The sequence below is a fragment of the Mycobacterium sp. TH-M25 genome, from assembly GCF_057473665.1.
Genome location: NZ_JBYCLA010000493.1, coordinates 1 through 2,984 on the forward strand (window position 1 = coordinate 1; position 2,984 = coordinate 2,984).

The following is a 2,984-nucleotide window of genomic DNA, read 5'->3' on the forward strand; positions in this document are numbered from 1 at the left end:
CCCCGGCGGAGTCTGGGCGGTGCGGTCGATGATCGCGCTCAAGCCCTCAGCTACGGCATCGAAATGGACGGTGTCGCAATACCATTGGTGGAGCCACCGCTTCAATTGGTTGATATGGGATCTGCGCGCAGCATTGTCGAGGGTGTTCCATTGCTTGAGTGTCAGCGGTCCCGGCTCGACTGGTACAGCAGAGGTGCACCAGTCATGCCATCGGCGGGAATCCATGTTTGTTCAGTCTCCGATCAACAGGTCGGGCCACCGCCTACGCACAATCGACGGATCGCTGATCCCAGCCGCCGCGGCGTTGTGTGCCGTCTTTGGCGGGTATTGCCCGATGGCGTATTGCGCCTCGTCGTGATCCCTGCGGGCCTGTTCGACGCGAAGTGTCGCGGCTACCAGCTGGCTGCAATCGCCATCGGGGTTGTCAACGCGGGCCAATTCGACTAATTCGCTGAGGATCTGGCGCGTGGCCGAATCCCTTTTGAGGATCGTGTTGCCGCCCCGGTCACGGATCCGTCGGCACGCCGTTGCGACAATCCGTGCGGTCATCGGCGCATCAGTGCGCGCGGCGCCGCGCCACGCGATCGGTTCTACCCGGTCGGTCTTCGGGTCGCGGAACCATATCCGGGAAACATCATGCGGATCGACATGAAAGGGTGCCGCGCGATCGCCGGCACGGAAGTAGCCGGTCGGTACGGTCCGATAATCATCGAGCACCGTCGAGTCATAGACCAGGTTGGCCCATTCCACTCCCTGGTGGCTGATGGTCAGCCAACGCACCGGTAGGAACTGATAGATCAGATCAGGTGTTTGAGGTACGTCGATGCGGCCGCAGACGTCCACCAGCGCGTCCCACATCTCCAGCGGGCACAGCCGCGCGGCCGGCTCGCCCGGCAGAATCAAACCGGTGTGCCATGAACGGTGGTAGTCCAGCGCCACGAAACGCCGCAGGAAGTCCTGCAACTCGCGGGCCGTCATCAAGGGCTCGGCGCAGACCAGCCGTCCACGTTCAGAAGTGTTGCGGCCCTTGTAGCCTGGGAATTGTTGTAAAGCGCGTTGAAGTGTTTCATGCCAGCGTTCGACGTGAGGATTGTCCGTCGGGTGCCCGCCGCGACTGAGCAGAAGATCGATACCGAGGTCGCGCAGCGTCGCCCGGAAAACCCGGGAAACGAAAATGGCGCCCTGATCCGCGTGGATCGCGTCGGGCCGGACCGAGGGGAGGTGGTGTGGACCCTGCAAAGTCGAAAAGTCGGGCGCTATCAGTTGTCGTCCGACCCGCACGCGGGTCTGCGATAAGTCGAGCTGTTCAGGTAATCCGACCCAGCGCCAGTCGGTCATCTCCGTTTCCTGCACGATCGAAGAGAACGGGCGACAGATGTCGTAAACCATCAACCCGGCGTCGATGCCATCGGCGCTGCGTGGCGTCACTCGCAGCGCGAGAACGACCCGAGTGGCGACGTCCACTGCGGTTAAGATCTCGACACTGTAGGAATCTCCAGTCAGTGGCGAATACACGAGATTGTCTGCTCGTGTCGCATCGATTGCGGCGACTTGCCCCGGGCGGATAGCGGGGAAGTGCTGTACGCCCGACGTTTTCCGCAGACTGCGGCTACGCTGCGCTCGTGGGGTCGCGCCCCGTTGTCTTTGCAGCGTGGACAGATACTCGCCGGTGATCCGCTCGGGCACTCTCGGGTCTTTGACGCCGCTATCTGTAAGCCGGACCCGAATCCGGCGATCCAGCTCCTTGATAGAAACCATGGACTTGTCACCATCGAGGGTGTCGAGCACCTGCTCGGCGACCGCCCGATAGCGGGGATCGATCACTTCCCACGACTTTCGGGCTCGTAGGCTACGTCCATCGATCAGCGCCCTTAACCCGCCGTCTTTCCAGGACCTGACCCACTTTCTGATCGTGCTCGGGTTCGTCGTTCCAACCTGAATCTCGCCGTCCTGAATGCGCCGTTGCGCCGCCCGGTCGTAACGGTGTTCCTCGGCGAGCAGGCTCGCCATCGCCTCACATCGGCGAGATTCAGAGAGGCCGAACCCCGGCCCGAACGGATACCGCGGCTCACCCTTGCGAGCCAGTTCTCGATGGCCGTCTCGATAGCCGGTGAGGATTTCTTGCACCACCTCCAGGCGATCCAGGGCGACCCGTTTGGCGTTGTCGTCTAGAGCGTCCCAGAGAGGTCGTAACGCTTCGGCTAGTGGCGCCATTGCCCCTTGAGTGATTTCACGGACTGCCGCTTCGTCGGGCCAGCCGATGCACTCCAGCTCGCCGAATGCGTCCCGGATTAGGTATCCCGATGAGTCGACCGCGGCCACCACACCCGTTCCGGTGTCAGTTAATACCCGTGTTCCCTCGCGAAGTTGTGTGCGGCCCTCAGACATCCCACAACTCCTCGTTGACGGTGACACGCGATTCATCAGTGATGCCGGTCGTGAGGTCGATGTCGAGCTGGCCGGCCCACACCAGATGCCACACAGCCGATTTCAGCTCTCCAGAGCCATCGTCATGGGTGAACAGATCCCCCAACGAGGTCCCTGTGCCGCCGGCTGTTCGACGTATAAGGTTGGCATGCCGGTGCATCCACGCCGGGCGTCGCCTAAATCCGTGCAGCCACAACAAGTTCAAACGTTCGTGCGTCGCCAGTTCGCTGAACACCTCGTAGCACCAACCAACCGCGCCGCAACAACGCAAGGCGACGTCTGCATGCATCCTGAAATCGTCGTCCTGCTCCTCAAGCCGCCGCGCGTCCCAGACCGTCACTTGGCCTCCAGCACCGACCGTGAGCAAATCAGGGGTATGACTACCCGACGTCGGCTCGGCCCATGACAGCCGAAACGGCTGCGAGACCACCCACGCGACGTCCGGGTCACGGTCGCACATACGCAGCAGATCATGCTCCAGCCCCGACTCCAACCAAACATGGTCATCATTGGTTACCGAGAAAGCCGTCACCGGAATGTGCCTTGCACGCCGTGAG

2 protein-coding genes and 1 pseudogene are annotated in these 2,984 nt (G+C 62.1%); all 3 read right to left on the reverse strand.

All coding sequences use genetic code 11. From position 1 onward, the window contains the following. Positions 1-225 (reverse strand): annotated as a pseudogene (locus AC2VOU_RS16620) (hypothetical protein); the annotation flags it as partial. 6 nt (positions 226-231) lie between these two features. Next, positions 232-2,388, reverse strand: a complete 2,157-nt coding sequence (locus tag AC2VOU_RS16625) for a transposase family protein (protein WP_486958357.1) — start codon at positions 2,386-2,388, stop codon at positions 232-234. Next, positions 2,381-2,965: a TnsA-like heteromeric transposase endonuclease subunit gene (locus AC2VOU_RS16630; protein WP_486958358.1), complete on the reverse strand. Its 585-nt coding sequence runs from the start codon at positions 2,963-2,965 to the stop codon at positions 2,381-2,383. The genes AC2VOU_RS16625 and AC2VOU_RS16630 overlap by 8 nt, the downstream gene beginning before the upstream one ends. Between the last annotated feature and the right edge of the window lie 19 nt (positions 2,966-2,984).